12 protein-coding genes are annotated in these 15,744 nt (G+C 58.2%); 10 read left to right on the top strand and 2 right to left on the bottom strand.

All coding sequences use genetic code 11. The features are described 5' to 3' along the window. Nucleotides 1-162 precede the first annotated feature (162 nt). The 6 genes from F4V54_RS05170 (at nt 163) to F4V54_RS05145 (ending at nt 8,236) form a co-directional block, all read left to right on the top strand. The gene (locus F4V54_RS05170; protein ID WP_150386465.1) at nt 163-1,164 is read left to right on the top strand and encodes a class C sortase; all 1,002 of its coding nucleotides are present in this window, start codon (nt 163-165) and stop codon (nt 1,162-1,164) included. Then, nucleotides 1,154-1,969 (top strand): pilin N-terminal domain-containing protein, encoded by an 816-nt coding sequence (locus F4V54_RS05165; RefSeq protein WP_150386464.1) that lies wholly within the window; start codon nt 1,154-1,156, stop codon nt 1,967-1,969. Before F4V54_RS05170 ends, F4V54_RS05165 begins: the two co-directional genes overlap by 11 nt. Next, nucleotides 1,969-5,382, top strand: a complete 3,414-nt coding sequence (locus tag F4V54_RS05160; RefSeq protein WP_150386474.1) for a VWA domain-containing protein — start codon at nt 1,969-1,971, stop codon at nt 5,380-5,382. The genes F4V54_RS05165 and F4V54_RS05160 overlap by 1 nt, the downstream gene beginning before the upstream one ends. 112 nt (nt 5,383-5,494) lie before the next feature. Further along, a complete protein-coding gene (gene dacB, locus F4V54_RS05155; RefSeq protein WP_150386463.1) occupies nt 5,495-6,754 on the top strand; it encodes a D-alanyl-D-alanine carboxypeptidase/D-alanyl-D-alanine endopeptidase in 1,260 nt (419 codons plus the stop codon). A 62-nt stretch (nt 6,755-6,816) separates the two neighbouring features. After that, nucleotides 6,817-7,692, top strand: coding sequence for a tRNA lysidine(34) synthetase TilS (tilS, locus tag F4V54_RS05150; protein WP_249041232.1), 876 nt, complete (start codon nt 6,817-6,819; stop codon nt 7,690-7,692). A gap of 52 nt (nt 7,693-7,744) precedes the next feature. After that, nucleotides 7,745-8,236, top strand: coding sequence for a DoxX family protein (locus F4V54_RS05145; RefSeq protein WP_150386461.1), 492 nt, complete (start codon nt 7,745-7,747; stop codon nt 8,234-8,236). A gap of 8 nt (nt 8,237-8,244) precedes the next feature. Here the strand turns inward: F4V54_RS05145 and F4V54_RS05140 are convergent, their stop codons facing one another. Both F4V54_RS05140 and F4V54_RS05135 read right to left on the bottom strand, forming a co-directional pair. Continuing rightward, entirely contained in the window at nt 8,245-9,315 is a 1,071-nt protein-coding gene (locus tag F4V54_RS05140) for a hypothetical protein (RefSeq protein ID WP_150386460.1), read from the bottom strand. Between the two features lie 193 nt (nt 9,316-9,508). Next, a complete protein-coding gene (locus F4V54_RS05135) occupies nt 9,509-10,723 on the bottom strand; it encodes a hypothetical protein (RefSeq protein WP_150386459.1) in 1,215 nt (404 codons plus the stop codon). A gap of 313 nt (nt 10,724-11,036) precedes the next feature. Here F4V54_RS05135 and hpt point away from each other — a divergent pair, with 313 nt between their 5' ends. From hpt to folP, 4 genes are all read left to right on the top strand, one after another. After that, the gene (gene hpt / locus F4V54_RS05130; RefSeq protein WP_150386458.1) at nt 11,037-11,687 is read left to right on the top strand and encodes a hypoxanthine phosphoribosyltransferase; all 651 of its coding nucleotides are present in this window, start codon (nt 11,037-11,039) and stop codon (nt 11,685-11,687) included. A gap of 187 nt (nt 11,688-11,874) precedes the next feature. Beyond that, nucleotides 11,875-14,292 carry an ATP-dependent zinc metalloprotease FtsH gene (gene ftsH / locus F4V54_RS05125; protein ID WP_150386457.1) on the top strand — a complete coding sequence of 806 codons (2,418 nt, stop codon included), beginning with the start codon at nt 11,875-11,877 and terminating at the stop codon, nt 14,290-14,292. Further along, nucleotides 14,285-14,881: a GTP cyclohydrolase I FolE gene (gene folE, locus F4V54_RS05120; RefSeq protein ID WP_150386456.1), complete on the top strand. Its 597-nt coding sequence runs from the start codon at nt 14,285-14,287 to the stop codon at nt 14,879-14,881. Before ftsH ends, folE begins: the two co-directional genes overlap by 8 nt. Nucleotide 14,882: 1 nt before the next feature. Further along, nucleotides 14,883-15,743 carry a dihydropteroate synthase gene (gene folP, locus F4V54_RS05115; protein ID WP_150386455.1) on the top strand — a complete coding sequence of 287 codons (861 nt, stop codon included), beginning with the start codon at nt 14,883-14,885 and terminating at the stop codon, nt 15,741-15,743. Nucleotide 15,744 lies beyond the last annotated feature (1 nt).

The following is a 15,744-nucleotide window of genomic DNA, read 5'->3' as shown; positions in this document are numbered from 1 at the left end:
TGAGCACCGTCCGAGTAGATCGGGCGGTGCACTCTAGGCCAGCTGCAGCAAGATCCGAATAATAGCTTGCTGCGCCCCGGTAAGGGGCTGGCGTACCCGTGCGGGGAGGCGCCGATAAGCAAAAAGAAAGTATCCCCGCCCGTTTTTTAATGAGGAGACCCAATGTCATCGCTGGTGCCGGTCGATACAGACCAAACCGAAGGCGGTGCTGCCAAGAACGCAGCCAAGCCAGACGGAACCCGCCGCGTGCTCATGCCGTTGCTGGTCATGTTGCTCGGGCTTGCAGTGCTGCTTTATCCAGTTGTTTCAACACAATGGAACAACTGGTTGCAACAGCGATCCGTAAACGAATACAACTCTGAGATTCTCTACGGCGAGCAGAATGATCCGGATGCGATGGAACGCGCACTGGAATCTGCCCGCGCGTACAACAAGGAACACGTGGACGGACCCATTCTGGATCCGTGGCTAGCACGCATTTCCAAGGACAACGTTGAGTACCAGGACTACCTGAAGGAACTTAGCGATTACCCGGCGATGTCGCAGGTAGCCATCCTGTCCATTAAGTCAAACATGCCCGTCTATCACGGCACGGATGAGGAAGTTCTACAGAAGGGTATTGGGCACCTCTTTGGATCTGCACTGCCTACTGGTGGGGAGGGCAACCACACCGTGTTGACGGGCCACACAGGCCTGACCAATGCGACGCTGTGGGACAACCTCATTGATGTCAAAGAGGGCGACGCGGTCTATCTAAATACATACGGGCACAAAATGAAGTACGAGGTGCACAACATTGAGATTGTGTTGCCGGGAGAGACAGACTCCCTCAAGGCCCAAGCCGACGAGGATCTGCTCACACTGATCACGTGCACACCGTATGGCATTAACACGCACCGTCTGCTTGTGCACGCGCACCGTGTGCCGATGGATCCATCGGAAGCAGACGTATTTGAAGAAACAAACAAGCTGATGCAGTGGTGGATGTGGCTGGTCCTCGCTATCGCTGTAGCAGCAATTATTGGCATCATCTGGTGGCTGCGTAACCAGCGTCGGTCCGCAAGGGGCGAGTCCTTAGCAGCGGCTGATGGCTCTGCTGAGGAGCAGGTGGATGAAGTTACGGCACCAATCGATGCTGAAGGTGAAGACGAAAATGAAAATTAGAATGTTTGCGGCAAGCGCAGCCATAACGGTCATGTTGTGCTCTGTGCCGTGCGGAATCGCAGATGCGCAAACACGTCCGGTCAATGGAAATGACCGCAACGTCTCGATGGAGACTCTGGATACGAGTCGTGGTTTGTCCCTCAAGGTGACTAAGGCGAAGGGTAACCCCTACAACGATCACCGTGAAGGTCAGCTGCCGGAGGGGCGTCTCGCGGGTGTGAAGTTCAAGCTTTATATCGCTCCAGACTTCCTGATCGCCAATGATGCGGACCGTAAGAAAGCAACACGCGCGCGCACCCAGGAAGAATGGGATGCTATTAAACGCGAGCTCGTAGCAACGCAGGTTACTGACGCTAAGGGTGAGGTCACGTTTACCAACCTCAGGCCTGCGCTGTACCTACTTGAAGAGGTCGCACCGGATACCGCGCACAATTATCACGTTTCCGCACCGAAATGGGTGGTGCTCCCGCTTGCCGACGCTCAGGGGAGCCGCTTCATCTACGACAACGTGATGGTGATGAAGCCTTCCCCCACGGTGACGACCACTCCGCCGGCGACGACGACCCCGCCGACGAGGCCCCCAGGAACGCCGCCACCAACCACTCCGGGTACCCCACCGGCGACGACAACCACGGTCACTCCGCCACCGGGTACTCCTCCGGCAACGCCACCCGGTACCCCGCCGGGGACGCCTGGAAAGCCAGGATGGCTGCCGGAAACGGGTGCAAGCGTATTGGGGATTGTTTTTGCAGGTTTGATGCTCATCGGGCTTGGTGCCTTTATCTCTAGGAGGAACGCGAACTAATGCGTGCTCACAAGAACTTCCTGAAGAAGCGGGTCGCTGCGGCGCTCACCGCTACGGCGGTGTTGATTGGCGGCGTTCCGGCAGCTGCTCAGCCCACACCTGCTAACAACGCGGCCGACCCAACATGGACGGTTAAGGACGAATCCGGTAAGACTACTGAAGTTGAGCCGGCGGTCCCGTCTGCTGACGTTCCGGACTTCCCCGCCGAAGACGAAGACAAGGATGTCCCTGTCGACCCTCCGGCTCCACCGACGTTGACCCAGAAGAACACCAAAGAGAATAAAGTGGTGTCTTCCCCAGAACTGGCTGAAGATGTCACCTTCAAGCACGTGCGCTCCTTGCCTGACGGCGCTGAAGAATACAGGCTTGAGGCGAAACTGAACCTTCCTGCTCTCGACGGAAGCGATCAGGCTCTTCCGCTTGACGACATTTCCTTCGTAAGCACCAAAGGGCCTCTCAACATCGAGTCCGTTGAGGACACGAAGGTTGATGGCACCAAGGTTGACGAAGATTCCGTGGATGTTGTCAACTACCCCGAGAACCCCACCGAGGAAGAGAAGAATCTCATTCCGGATGAGATGACCGGCGACGTGATCACGGTTGACACGACGTCCACCGTCTTGAGCGCTGAAACGGATGTCACCACTACGGTGTACACCACTGAAAAAGCCCCTAGCGACGTGGAGTGGAAGCTCTACCGCGGCGCCGTGCCGGAGGTGGCTGAGGGGGCCGCACTGCTGGCTAATGATCCATATGGCCCGCTTGATCCAACGAAGGCGCGCCTTGTTGTACAGGTAGCCGGCGATTGGCTCGGTCCCAATGGCAAGAACAATGCACCGGAGTCGACCAGCTGTACGAGGACCTGGCTTGGTAAGCCAAAGAATTGTCGTCAGGACACTCTGTTCAAGTACTCCGCTGGCGAGGGAGCAGTCCTGAGGCTTTATGCGCCTTCCGGCAAGCTGGACGAGAACGCAACGAATACGCGTTATTCCCACAAGCGTGAGCTGACTCCTATCAATGAGCCATGGGCTGTGTGTACGGCTGATGCCTCTGGCAGCTGTGTTTTTGATGTCCCGGCTGATGGGAACGGCTACTACTGGGTTGGTATGGAGAAGGCCTCTGACGGCTACTCGGTTATTGATCGTGTCCGTACTGGTGGTTCAGGCGCTATTGAAGAAAAAGGCATCGAAATCGCCTACGTTTTCGCTACCCCGCAGCTCAAACAGGGCGAGCGGTACTTTTCCGGCAACTGGTACAAATCTCCCCGGAGGGGTAATTACGACGATAACGTGTTCATGACTACCCCTGGCACGAACTCTCGTGAGGGCAAGATCACGCGGCACCGTAACTCCACGGGATCCATCTTCCAGGTTAGGGACAACCCTGAACTGAAGAAGCGCTGTGGAACTAAGGTTGGCTTCCTCGTTGATACCTCCGGCAGTATGGGCAGGCAAGGTATTGAGAGCACCAAGAATTTCCTCCGGGCAACCGTTGCAGGTTTGACGGGCTCTGGTGCCCAAGTTGGTATGGCTACTTTTGCTACGGATTCCCCTGGTGCGGACAATCCGCGCAACATCCTCAGGCCCGTACCGATGAATGGCGATAGGGTTCCCCAGGAGTTGAATAACTACATCAACCGAATCACTCAGGTCGAAAGGCTTTTGGACCCGAGAGGCGATACCGACTGGGAAGAAGGGCTGAGGCAGTTCTACAACGAGGGCTATGACGTCGTGTACATGATTACCGACGGTAACCCTACGAGGACCGAAACGAGATTCCCTACCTGGGTCTGGAATTGGCCGGATGGTGACGGTGTACACACGTACGCAAATACTGTTGAGGCTGCAGTTGGCGTTGCAAATGCGCTGAAGGCGCAAGGTACGCGCGTCGTCCCAATCGGTGTTCCTTCCAAGTGGACCTACTACCCCGCGTCTGTTGATGTGACGATGGCCGTATTCCTCGGTCCAATCTGGTGGATTCTGCGTTCCCAAACGAGGTTCGGGGAAACACGAGTCGATGCTTCTGCTCAACAAGAGCTTGAGCTGTCTGCAAGCAACCTTGCCGCGCTTTCCGGTCCTAAGCAGTTTGGTGTGAATGGAGTGAACAGCATGAAAGATGCTGATTTCGTCCTGAACCCAGACCCAGGTCCGGTGATCAAGGGCATCCTTGAGTCGATTGGTAAATGCTCGATCACTGTTGAGCGACGGCTCTATGAGGGCTCGGACCCTGTTGCTAATCCGCCGGTGACTGACAACTCGCGCGCATTGACCGAAGCAGAAGCTGCTAACTGGCCTATGTTCTTCCGCGGTACGCCACAAGGTGGAGGAAGCCCTGATGCAGTTGATCGTATGGTTCTGCCCCGTGTTGAGAACAACCCTGGCTACCCAGGTGCAGACCGTTCCAACTACTACGCCGAATATGTTCTCAACGGCACTCATGGTTACCAGGTAGACGTGAGGGAGCAGAAGACTAAGGCACCTCTGAGTGTTGAAGGCCGTAGGATCACCAGAAACCCGGACGGCTCCCGAAAGCTGGAGGCCAACGGTACGTTCTACGTCGGTGAAGGTACTGGAAGGCGGAAAGTGGACTTCGCTCCGCTGACTCTCGATCCGCCGACGGAAGTGAACGGTGTACCTGAGGGATGGATTGCGGTTAAGGCCGCCACGAAGCTGAATGCTGAGGGCCAGTGTGTTGGACCGAATGATCCATCAGGCAAGGAAACTGCGATTGACCAACGTGCCAACATCACGGATCTGCCGTCCGCGGCTAATCCAAAGCCGGCAACGGATGACTTCAGGGCCAGCAACATTCCGCTTGAAGGAGGTTGTCACTACATTGTCTACTACATGACAGCGCCGACCACGTTCAAGTTCAAGTTGAACAAGGTTGATGCCCATGACAATAACGTGGCTCTTGACGGTGCTCAGTTCAAGCTCGAGGGCTTGGATAAAGGCAACACGGACCCGAAGGACCCCGTCTCTGTCGATGGCGCTGGCAAGGGCGAGTTCAACTGGGATAAGTTGAAGCCTGGCCGCTACAAGCTGACAGAAACAAAGGCTGCAGATGGTGGCTACTTGTTGGTCAACCCGGTCTACTTCAGGGTCGCATCTGTGACGGAACCTGACGGGGACAAGGTGAAGCGTGTGACCAAGCTGTACATCTTGGCCGATGAAAAGGACCAGAAGGGTACAGAAGTCACTCCCGATAATGCTGATCAGATCGTTGGATTCCCAATTGTCGAATTTAGGCAGACGGAAAAAGATGGATCGGTTCAGATCACCATGAAGCTCGCCAACACCAAGACTGGTGAGTTGCCTAAGACCGGCGGGAATGGTGTGTTCATCCAAATCCTGCTTGGTGTGCTGTTGTTGCTGGCGGGTGCGTTTACCGCGCGGCGTCGCATAATGGCATAGGCCTGGATGGCGGAAACTCCTCATCGGGGATCGAGAGATCGGTCCACCTGATGGGGAGTTTTTGTTTGTCCTATCACGGTGGGACTCGTTGAGGGGGCTAGTGTTGGAGCCGATGAGTGAGAAAAAGAAGCGTTGGCCGTGGGCCGTGGGTGCGGTGGCGTTGGTCGCCGTGGCTGGTGTTGCTGGTACGGGTGTGTGGGCGCAGCACGAGATAGGGGAGCTCACGCATGGCCCGGGATATAGCATGGTTTCGCCGGGGCGTTTGCCGGTGGAACCCGCGTCGGCGGCACCGATTGATCAAGAACGCCTGAAGTCGACTTTGGCGGCGCAGGCAGAGAATCCGGAGCTGGGCACGTTGCACGTGCGCGTGAGCAACGGTACGACTGGGGCGACGATCTTTGAGCAGAATGCGGAAGATCCGCTGCGGCCGGCGAGTGCTACGAAGATGCTCACCGCGGCGGCGGCGCTGTACACGCTTGAGCAGGATGCGACAATCACCACGCGAGTTGTGCGGCAGGGTGACGCGGTGACCATTAAGGCGGCAGGGGATGTGTGGCTGTCGCCAAAAAGCATTGACGCGCTGGCTGAACAGATAGGAAGCGCCGACGCTGTCTTTGTGGATACGTCGGTGTGGCCAGAAGATGCCTTCTTGCCGGGGTGGGATGCGGAGGATGTTGATGCCGGCTTCATTGCTCCTATGGAACCGGTGATGATTCATGGTGGGCGTATCGGTGAGACGACAGGAGATGTGCCGCGGACGCATACTCCGGCGTTGGATGTGGCGCGGGCACTGGCCAATAAAGTGGGGGCGCAGACTGTTGGTATTGGTCCGGCGCCGGCCGAAGGGGATGTGGTTGCCAGCGTGGAATCCCCACCACTATCTGAGCGTCTGCGGGAGATGATGAAGGAATCCGACAACGTGATGGCGGAAGCGATTGGGCGTGAGGTGGCCAGGGGTCGCGGGGGGTCGGCTCCAAGCGCGACCCTCGGTATTTTGAGGGAACATGGCTTTGATGTCACAGGTGTCACGCTTGAGGATTCTTCGGGGTTGTCGCGCTTTGATCTCATTCCGCCGCGGCTGCTGGATGACATTATGTTGCGCGCAACTACTACTGATGAGTTGCGTGATTTGCTGCCAACGCTCGCCGTCGCAGGCGGTGACGGTACGCTCTACGACCGGTACGTGGACCTGCCCGGCAAGGGCTGGGTCCGTGCGAAAACAGGGACACTGACAGGGACATCCGCACTGGTGGGGACGGTGACATCTAAAGTTGGCAATGTGTACACCTTCGCCATGATCAGTAACGACAGTGACATTCTGAAGGCACGGAAACGACTGGATCAGTTCGCGTCTACTCTCCGGGAGTTTTAGCCGTGGCGGCGGAACCTTTTTGGCCGCGGGTCTCGCCACATTTTGTTGAATGTCGCCGGGCGGTGCGGGCCTTTGATGCGCCGGCGTTGATCGGTTTGTCCGGCGGCCCCGATTCGTTGGCGTTGGTGGCTGCGGCTGTTGCAGAGGGCAAGGATGCGCGGGCTGTTGTCGTTGATCATGGCTTGCAGGATGGTTCCGCGACGGTCGCACAGCGTGCCGCTGCGGTGGCGCAGCGGCTGGGAGTGCACGCTGAGGTGGTTAGCGTGGGGGTGGCTCCCACGCCGGGGGAGAGTGTAGAGGCGGTGGCGAGGGAGGCTCGTTACGCGGCTTTGTCTGCTGCCGCCCGCCGCGATGGCCGGGATATCTGGGTCGCTCACACTCGTGAGGACCAAGCCGAAACATTGCTGCTTGGGGCGCTGCGTGGGAACCCCGTGGGCATGTCTTCTGTCTCGTTTCTCGAAAATGGCCGGCGCCTGGCCCGCCCATTCCTCACCATCCGTCGCGCTGATACCGTTGGCGCGTGCGAGGAGCTTGAGCTCGACCCCTGGCACGACCCCATGAATGAGGATCTTGCTTATCGACGGGTCGCCGTCCGCCAGTCCATCATCCCAGCTCTCGCAGACCTTATTGGTGGTGACGCCGTCCCAGCTCTTGCCCGAACTGCTGATCGCATCGCGGCTGATCAGGAATTGCTCGCTTCCTTGGTTAACCTCAGTCCCACGAACAATTGCGCCACTTTGGCCGCCGATCCCACGCCAATCCGCCAGCGTCGAATCATGGCCTGGCTGCGGGACGCTGGGGTAAACGTCGGTGGTGCGACGCTCGCCGCGATAGACCAGCTGTGTGTCAACTGGTGTGGTCAAGGGCCTGTGGCTATCGGTGGTGGGCTGCAGGTGGTTCGGAGGAGTGGGGAATTGATCGTCGAAAAGCGAGCGTGAGATTTTTGAGAATCAGTGGCACGCGAAGGCGAAAACTTTTAAAGTTGTTGACATGTCTCTAACATCTGAAACTGTCAACCCTGCTAATACATCTTCCCGCACGAACACTCCCGACTGGTTCGGCAGCATTGCTGCGCTCATCGGACGCCTTCTGTTCGGTGTCGTCCTCGTGGCGCACGGCTGGCAAAAGCTCACCGAATGGGGCCCGAGCGGAACCGCCGCGGCATTCGAAAGCATGGGTGTCCCCCTGCCAGCAGTGTCCGCCCAGATTGCCACGTGGGCTGAACTTGGCGGCGGCGTGCTGATCATCCTTGGTCTGTTCGTCCGCTTCGTCGGTCTGCTGATCGCTCTCATCATGGCTGGCGCCGTGTACTTTGCTGGCCCGACCGGCGTGTTTGTTAGCAACGGTGGCTGGGAACTTGAAGCTGTCATCGCTGCCGCCGGACTCTTCCTCGCTGCAGCTGGTGCTGGTGTACTGAGTCTCGACCGCGTGATCACCAATGCCCGAAATGGACGAAAGGATGCAACCGCTGCTTCGGTTTAGGCCTTTGCCTACTCCGCCTCAAGCTCAGATTCCAGGCGGAAGGACCAAGCCTTGCTAAAGGACCCCTCCTCGTTGTAGCGGGTGGCCGCGCCGATGAGGAGGTTCGCATTGTTGAACTGGGCCGGGGTCTTAATGCAGTGATTAATCGGGATGTCTTCGTGCTCGTTGAATTCCTTCTTCTCCACGTCAAAGTTGATCGGGACAACGGAGCCCGTTGGCATGATGAGGGCGAGACCAGGGAAATCGAACCGAAGAGTATCTTCGGTGAATTCACCGGTGTTGTACGTTCCATCCACGCAGACCGAGTACGTGGTCTTCCCGTCGGGGGTAACGTTGACTTCATTAATAGTCAGCGTGGCCCCGATGAGCCCATGAGAATCAATCTCTTGCTTCGTGCCTAACGGTGCCGCACCCCCAATCAGATCAACATAAGCCCCACCTGCAACGGATTCCGTCTTCGGAGCAGGGTCCGTGTACGACAAATCGCCCTTGCCATTCCGATACTGCGCCACGAGGTTATTCAACTGAACCGCCATCGGGTACAGGGTTTCACACGGGGCGTTCCCGCTTAGCTGAATCTCGGCAAGCTCAGGTGTTTCGCTTTCCATCACGCATTTGGCTTCTTCCGGGTTGTACTCGGCGGACTGGAGCCACCCGGTGAGGCCCTCGGGCGCTGCTTCCGTGTTGGTTTCCAGAGAGGAGCGGTCAATGAGCAGCCCCTGTGACACATCGCCCTCCTCGGTTTCATAGAAGCCGATGCAGCCTCCTCTTCCACCATTAAGCAGATCCTTCCATCCCGCTGCGGTGAAGAACTCATCTCCAAGATCGCAACTGGTCAACTGGTCGTCGACGAAGGCTGCCTTCACTTTCTCAGGGTCGGCGACCTTCTGGCTGCCACCGGAGAGGAATACAAACAATGCCGCGGCCACAGCGATGATCGCCAGAACAGCAACCACAAGCCCGATGATGAGACCACGAGAAGATTTCTTCGGCTGCTGGTAAGGCTGATGTGGAGGCTGCTGTTGTTGCGGCTGCCACTGCCCTCCTGGCTGTGAGGCGTAGGGGTTCGAGTTATTCATGTGCCATGCTCCTTCGATTCTGCACTAAGGGATCTGCGTGGTGTGCTCGTAGTCATCTGTGCAGGACATAAAAGTTTCCGGCACCGTTTGAAGAGTTAACCCCCAACAAACTCGCCACACCAAAAAGTGATGCCGGTGACCGAGTTTAACCCACGGCTGAACGCTCCCGGAAGCGGTAGGAGGAGCGAGTGGACTAGCTATGTTCGCACAGCCTAGAGGGGCATCCTGCTTCGCGCCGGGGGTTAGATGAAGACTGGAGCGCAACTCTGTCGCCGTCCGCTCCCTCAACACGGAAGGACCAAGCCTTACTAAAGGTCCCTTTTTCGTTCTTGCTCGTCGTTGCTCCAATGAGCATGTCCGCGTAGCGGTACATGTTCGGGAAGTCTATGCACTGGCTGAGGTGGATATCCTCGTATTCCCTGAACTGCTTGTATTGCCTCGTGTGGGGGATGAACTGGGTCTCCCCCGATGGCTTGATGATGAATAGGCTAGGGAGTTCGAAGGAGTTTGAACTGTCGGTAAATTTTCCGGGGTTGAAGGTGGCATGCACGCAGAGTGCGGTCTCGACCTTCTGGCCACGAGCCATTTGCACATCATCGATGGTGAGCGTAGCCCCTTCGGTTCCAAAAGGATCAATCTCTTGCTTGCTCCCCACCGGCGCTGCATCTCCAATCATCTGTGGATAGGCACCACCCGCGATGGGTTGCTTCTTCGGAGCAGGGTCCATGTAGGTCAGGTCGCCCCTACCATTCCGATACTGCGCCACCAGGTTATTCAGTTGAACTGCCATCGGATATAGCGTTTCACAGGTTGCCGTCACTACGAGCTGAACATCGGTGAGCTCCGGGGTATCGCTTTCCATCACGCAGATAGCTTCTTCAGGCGTGTAGTCGATGGATTGCTGCCAACCGGTAATGTCCTCGGGTGCGGGTTCCATGGTAATGATGTACTGGTCTAGTTTTCCGATCATTATGGACTGCTTGATCTCTCCTTCCTCGATGTCGTAGTAGCCGAAGCACGCCTGATTCCCCGCATGTGTGAGATCCTTCCAGCCAGCATCAGTGAAGAAACTAAGTCCAAGATCACAGCTCCTCAATGTGCCACCGGCGAAGGCTGCTTCAACTTTCTTCGGGTTGGCCACCGTTGTATTGCTGCTCCCGGTGAGGGAGACGAACAAAACTCCAAACAACGCGATGATCACCGTGATTGCAAGAACAATCCCGATGATGAGCCCATTCTGGGATTTGTTCGGGTGCCCTTGGGGCGGTTGAAAGTACTGCTGCGGATGTGGCTGATATGTCTGGTACGGCTGCAGTGGCTGCTGCTGTGGATACGGTTGGTAAGGCTGCTGTGGGTGCGATTGCCGGTACCCATTGGGGTGTGGAGCGTAGGGGTTCGGGTTGTTCATATGCCGTATTCCTTTGGTTCAGCAATCAGGAGGCCGCGCAGTGTGACCACGATTATCTCGACAAACCTAAATAATTATCAGGAAACAGGTTCGGCAGCTAGAGAGGAAAGATCATCAACCTGGGAACTACTTTCTTAAGGTGCATCCATGCGGGAATTTGAGCAGGTGAACGCCTTCATAGTGGGAAATTATGGTCGGTGTTTGTGTCATCAACGTGGAAAATGGTTGATCAATATGGGGTCAAGGTCCCCCCGCTTGTGGGAGGAAGGAGTGGGGGGATCGTCGATAAGCGATCTTCTGGCAAAATAGCCGTATGGCTGATGGAACGAAGCTGCGCGATCACAAAGACTTCCAGGTCCCAGCACACCGCTACGGCAACGACGTCGAAGCGATACTGATCCCGGAAAATGAACTGCAAGACCGAATCCGCGAAATGGCGGACAAAGTCTCCGAACAGTATAAAGATGCTGCAGAAGACCTCATTTTGGTCTGCGTCCTCAAAGGCGCGGTGTACTTCCTCACCGACTTCGCACGCGCACTGTCCATCCCTTCCCAAGTGGAATTCATGGCAGTGTCCTCCTACGGCAACTCGACTACTAGCTCCGGTGTCGTCCGCATCATGAAGGACCTGGACAAGGAAATCTCCGGCCGCGACGTGCTCGTCGTCGAAGACATCATTGACTCCGGCCTCACCCTCTCCTGGCTGCTGAAAAACCTCAAAGGTCGCCAACCCAAAAGCCTCAACGTGATCACTCTCCTGCGCAAACCAGAAGTTCAAAGCGCACAGATCGATCTTTTCGACGTCGGCTTTGACATCCCCAACGAATTTGTCATCGGATACGGCTTGGACTACGCCGAGCGTTACCGCGACTTGCCCTACATTGGCACCCTTCATCCGCGCGTTTACTCCGATGAAGAGCCGGTGCCGTCACGCGAGGAAGGGCCGGAGGCCGTGGAGATCTAGGCCTCGCGCCTTTTTCGTGGGAAATCAAGGGTTTTCTCCGAAGGCCCTAACCGAAGGCTGGTGCCATGCCCCGCACAAGCCGGCCAGCCCCCAGTCTCCAAAAGTGGGAATGCTTCGGGCGATGGGTAGGCTGTAAGCGTTATTGACCCCTAATTAATCCCTACGCTTAAGAACGCACGAAGGCTAGATGAAAAACAAGACCAACAAAAACGTTGTGCGCTACGGCATTTTCGCTGCCGTTGTCCTCATCCTGCTGTATTTGACCACGCTGATCGGGGATCCGTCGCGCAATTACACAGAGGTGGAAACTTCGGTCGCGATTGAGCAGCTGAACACGAAGAACGTGAAGGAAGCTCAGATTGACGACCGGGAGCAGCGCGTCCGCTTGACCCTGCGCGAACCGATCACGGTGGAGGAGCGTGAGGGAATTGAGGAGATTCAGGCTCAGTACCCGGCCCGCACGACACCGGACATTTTCAATGCGGTGAAGGGCGCGGAGACTGATAAGTACACCACGAATGTGACGCAGGAGTCTTTCCTGATGTCCATGCTCGGCTTTATGTTGCCGATGCTGCTGGTCTTTGGCCTCATCTTCTTCTTCATGTACCGGATGCAGGCCGGTGGCGGCATGTTCGGCATTGGTGGGTCGCGGGCGAAGCAGCTGACCAAGGATATGCCGACGAATACGTTCGCGGATGTTGCCGGCGCCGATGAGGCAGTGGATGAACTGCAGGAGATTAAGGATTTCTTGCAGGACCCGGAGATCTACGAGAAGTTGGGTGCGAAGATCCCGCGCGGTGTGCTGCTATACGGCCCACCCGGAACAGGTAAGACGCTGCTGGCCCGCGCCGTTGCGGGCGAGGCAGGTGTGCCGTTCTATTCCATCTCGGGTTCGGACTTCGTGGAAATGTTCGTCGGCGTCGGCGCCTCCCGCGTCCGTGATCTGTTCAAACAGGCGCGCGAGAACAGTCCGTGCATCATTTTCGTCGATGAGATTGATGCGGTGGGCCGCCAGCGTGGCTCCGGCACCGGCGGCGGCCATGATGAGCGTGAGCAGACCCTGAACCAGCTGCTCGTGGAGATGGATGGTTTCGGCGACCGTGAAGGCGTCATCCTCATCGCAGCGACGAACCGCCCGGACATTCTTGATCCGGCGTTGCTGCGACCGGGTCGCTTTGACCGTCAGATCCCGGTGACCAACCCGGACCTGGCCGGCCGCGAGAAGATCCTGGCTGTTCATGCGAAAAACAAGCCGCTGGGCCCGGATGCGGACCTGAAGTCCCTGGCCAAGCGTACCGCCGGCATGTCGGGTGCGGATCTGGCCAATGTTCTCAACGAGGCCGCGCTGCTCACCGCCCGCATCGGTGGCAATGTGATCACGGCGGATGCGCTGGAGGAGGCGACGGACCGTGTGATTGGTGGCCCACGCCGTTCGTCGAAGGTGATCTCCGAGAAGGAGAAGAAAGTCACGGCCTACCACGAGGGTGGGCACACACTCGCTGCGTGGGCGCTGAAGGATATTGAGCGCGTATATAAGGTCACCATCCTCGCCCGCGGTCGTACCGGCGGCCACGCGATGACGGCCCCCGAGGATGACAAGGGCATGTACAACCGCGATGAGCTTTTCGCCCGCCTTGTCTTCGCCATGGGTGGTCGCGCAGCGGAGGAGCTCGTGTTCGGTGAGCCCACCACCGGCGCATCCGCGGATATTGAGCAGGCCACGAAGATCGCCCGCGCGATGGTGATGGAGTACGGCATGTCGTCCACGCTCGGCACTGTCAAGTACGGCGATGAGGCCGGCGACCCGTTCGCCCGCGCGATGGGTGGCGGTGTGCTGGAGTATTCGCCCGCGATCGCCGAGGTCATTGACCGTGAGGTGCATGAGCTTATCGACGTCGCACACACCCGCGCTTACTCCATCCTCGAAGAACACCGCGACTACCTAGATACTCTTGCTTCTAAACTGCTGGAGAAAGAGACGTTGCGCCGTGGTGATCTGGAAGCCATCTTTGACGGCATTGAGCCACTGGGCTCTGGTCTCCCGTTGGTGGATTCGCGCTTTGGCCGTCAGGTTGGCCGCGAGCCGGTGAAGACCCCGGTTGAACTCGCCGAGGAACGAGGCGAGGAACCGCCGAAGAAGTTCTCCCTGCTGGAGGCATCGCAGAAGGCGAGGGCCCGCCGTCAAGCTGAACGTGAAGCGCAGGCTGGGCCGTATGCTGGCCCCAATAATCCAGGTCCCCGTGGCCCGCAGCCGCGTTATGGCGGCCCCCAGCCCCCCGCCGACTGGTCTTTCCCCGGAGACAAACGCCCGCAGCAGCCGTACTCGGGCACTCAGTCTTACCCTGTTGGGCCTAACGCTTACCCTGTTGGGCCTAACGCTTACCCTGTTGGGCCTAATGGCCCAACAGAACCAACACGCCCAACAGGACCACAAGGCCCAGCTGACGATGCGGATACCGAGGTGATTGGCTTCCGCCTGCCGGAGAATGAGCAGCCAGACCACATCTGGGACGACAAGGACCAGAAGGAAACTGAAAGCACTGAGAACACCGACGGTGACGCTGCTCCTCGCTACCATAAGCCAGAGGATAAGAACCATGACTGATCCCTTGAACGCTGAGCAGAACCCTGTGTTCGACCGGGCGCGGGCCGAGGCTGCGGTGCGTGAACTGCTGCTCGCGGTGGGGGAAAACCCGGACCGTGAGGGGCTGTTGGAAACACCGGCGCGGGTGGCGCGGGCGTATGAGGAAGTCTTTGCGGGCTTGCATACGGATCCGACGACGGTGCTGGAAAAGACCTTCGCGGAAAACCACGAGGAACTGGTGTTGGTGCGGGATGTGCCGATCTACTCCACGTGTGAACACCACCTGGTGCCGTTTTATGGGGTCGCGCACATCGGCTACATCCCGGGTGAGGACGGGCACGTGACGGGCTTGTCCAAGCTGGCGCGCCTGGCGGATATGTATGCGAAGCGGCCGCAGGTGCAGGAGAGGTTGACTAGTCAGATTGCGGATGCGCTCGTCGATAGGCTGAATGCGCAATCGGTGATCGTGGTGATCGAATGTGAACACCTGTGCATGGCCATGCGTGGCATTCGGAAGCCAGGCGCCACGACCACGACGTCGGCGGTGCGCGGTGGTTTCAAACGCAATGCTGCGTCGCGCGCTGAAGTGTTGAGCCTGATCAGAGGGTAATATGGTTAGTGTTGCAGATTTGACCACGCCGGGCCGCACGATGGTCATGGGCATTGTCAACGTCACGGAGGATAGTTTTTCTGACGGCGGGAAGTGGCTCGACCGTGACCGTGCGATTGCCCACGCGAAGGATCTGGTGGCGCAGGGCGCGGACATGATCGATGTCGGTGCGGAATCCACCCGCCCGGGCGCGACACGTGTGCCGGCGGACGTAGAGGCGGAGCGCATCCGGCCGGTGATTGCAGCGCTAAATGAGGAAGGAATCCGCACATCCGTGGACACGATGCGCGCGTCGACGGCGCTTGCGGCGGCGGAGTCCGGGGTGGACATGATCAATGATGTCTCTGGTGGATTGGCCGATCCGGACATGTACCGCGTCATGGCGGAGACCGCTCTGCCGGTGTGCCTCATGCACTGGCGCACGGTGAATAATGCGGACTATGTCAACGCGTCGGGCAGTGCCGACCACGGTGGGAATGTGGTGGCTGATGTGCACGAGACTCTGAAGCGCCTCACCGACAACGCCCTCGCCGCTGGGGTGGAGCACTCCCAGATCGTGCTCGACCCGGGCTTGGGCTTTGCCAAAACGGCGGCGGATAACTGGGCGCTGCTGCACGCGCTGCCGGAGTTCATTGCCGGTGACCTGCCGGTTCTCGTAGGGGCGTCGCGCAAGCGCTTCCTTACGGAGATCCGCGCGAACCGTGGGCTGGAGGCGAATCCTTCGCTGGCTGATCCCGCGACGGCCGCAGTCACCGCGATCAGTGCGCACCTCGGCGCGTGGGGTGTGCGCGTGCACGAGGTCGACGTTTCGCGCGACGCGGTCGATGTCGCCGCCGCGTGGCAAGGAGGAGCTCGTGGCTGAC

This window comes from Corynebacterium tuscaniense, assembly GCF_008693065.1.
In the GTDB taxonomy this organism is placed as follows: Bacteria; Actinomycetota; Actinomycetes; order Mycobacteriales; family Mycobacteriaceae; genus Corynebacterium; species Corynebacterium tuscaniense.
The sequence above is the reverse complement of the archived record's forward strand: the minus strand, read 5'-3'. Positions and strand labels throughout refer to the sequence as shown.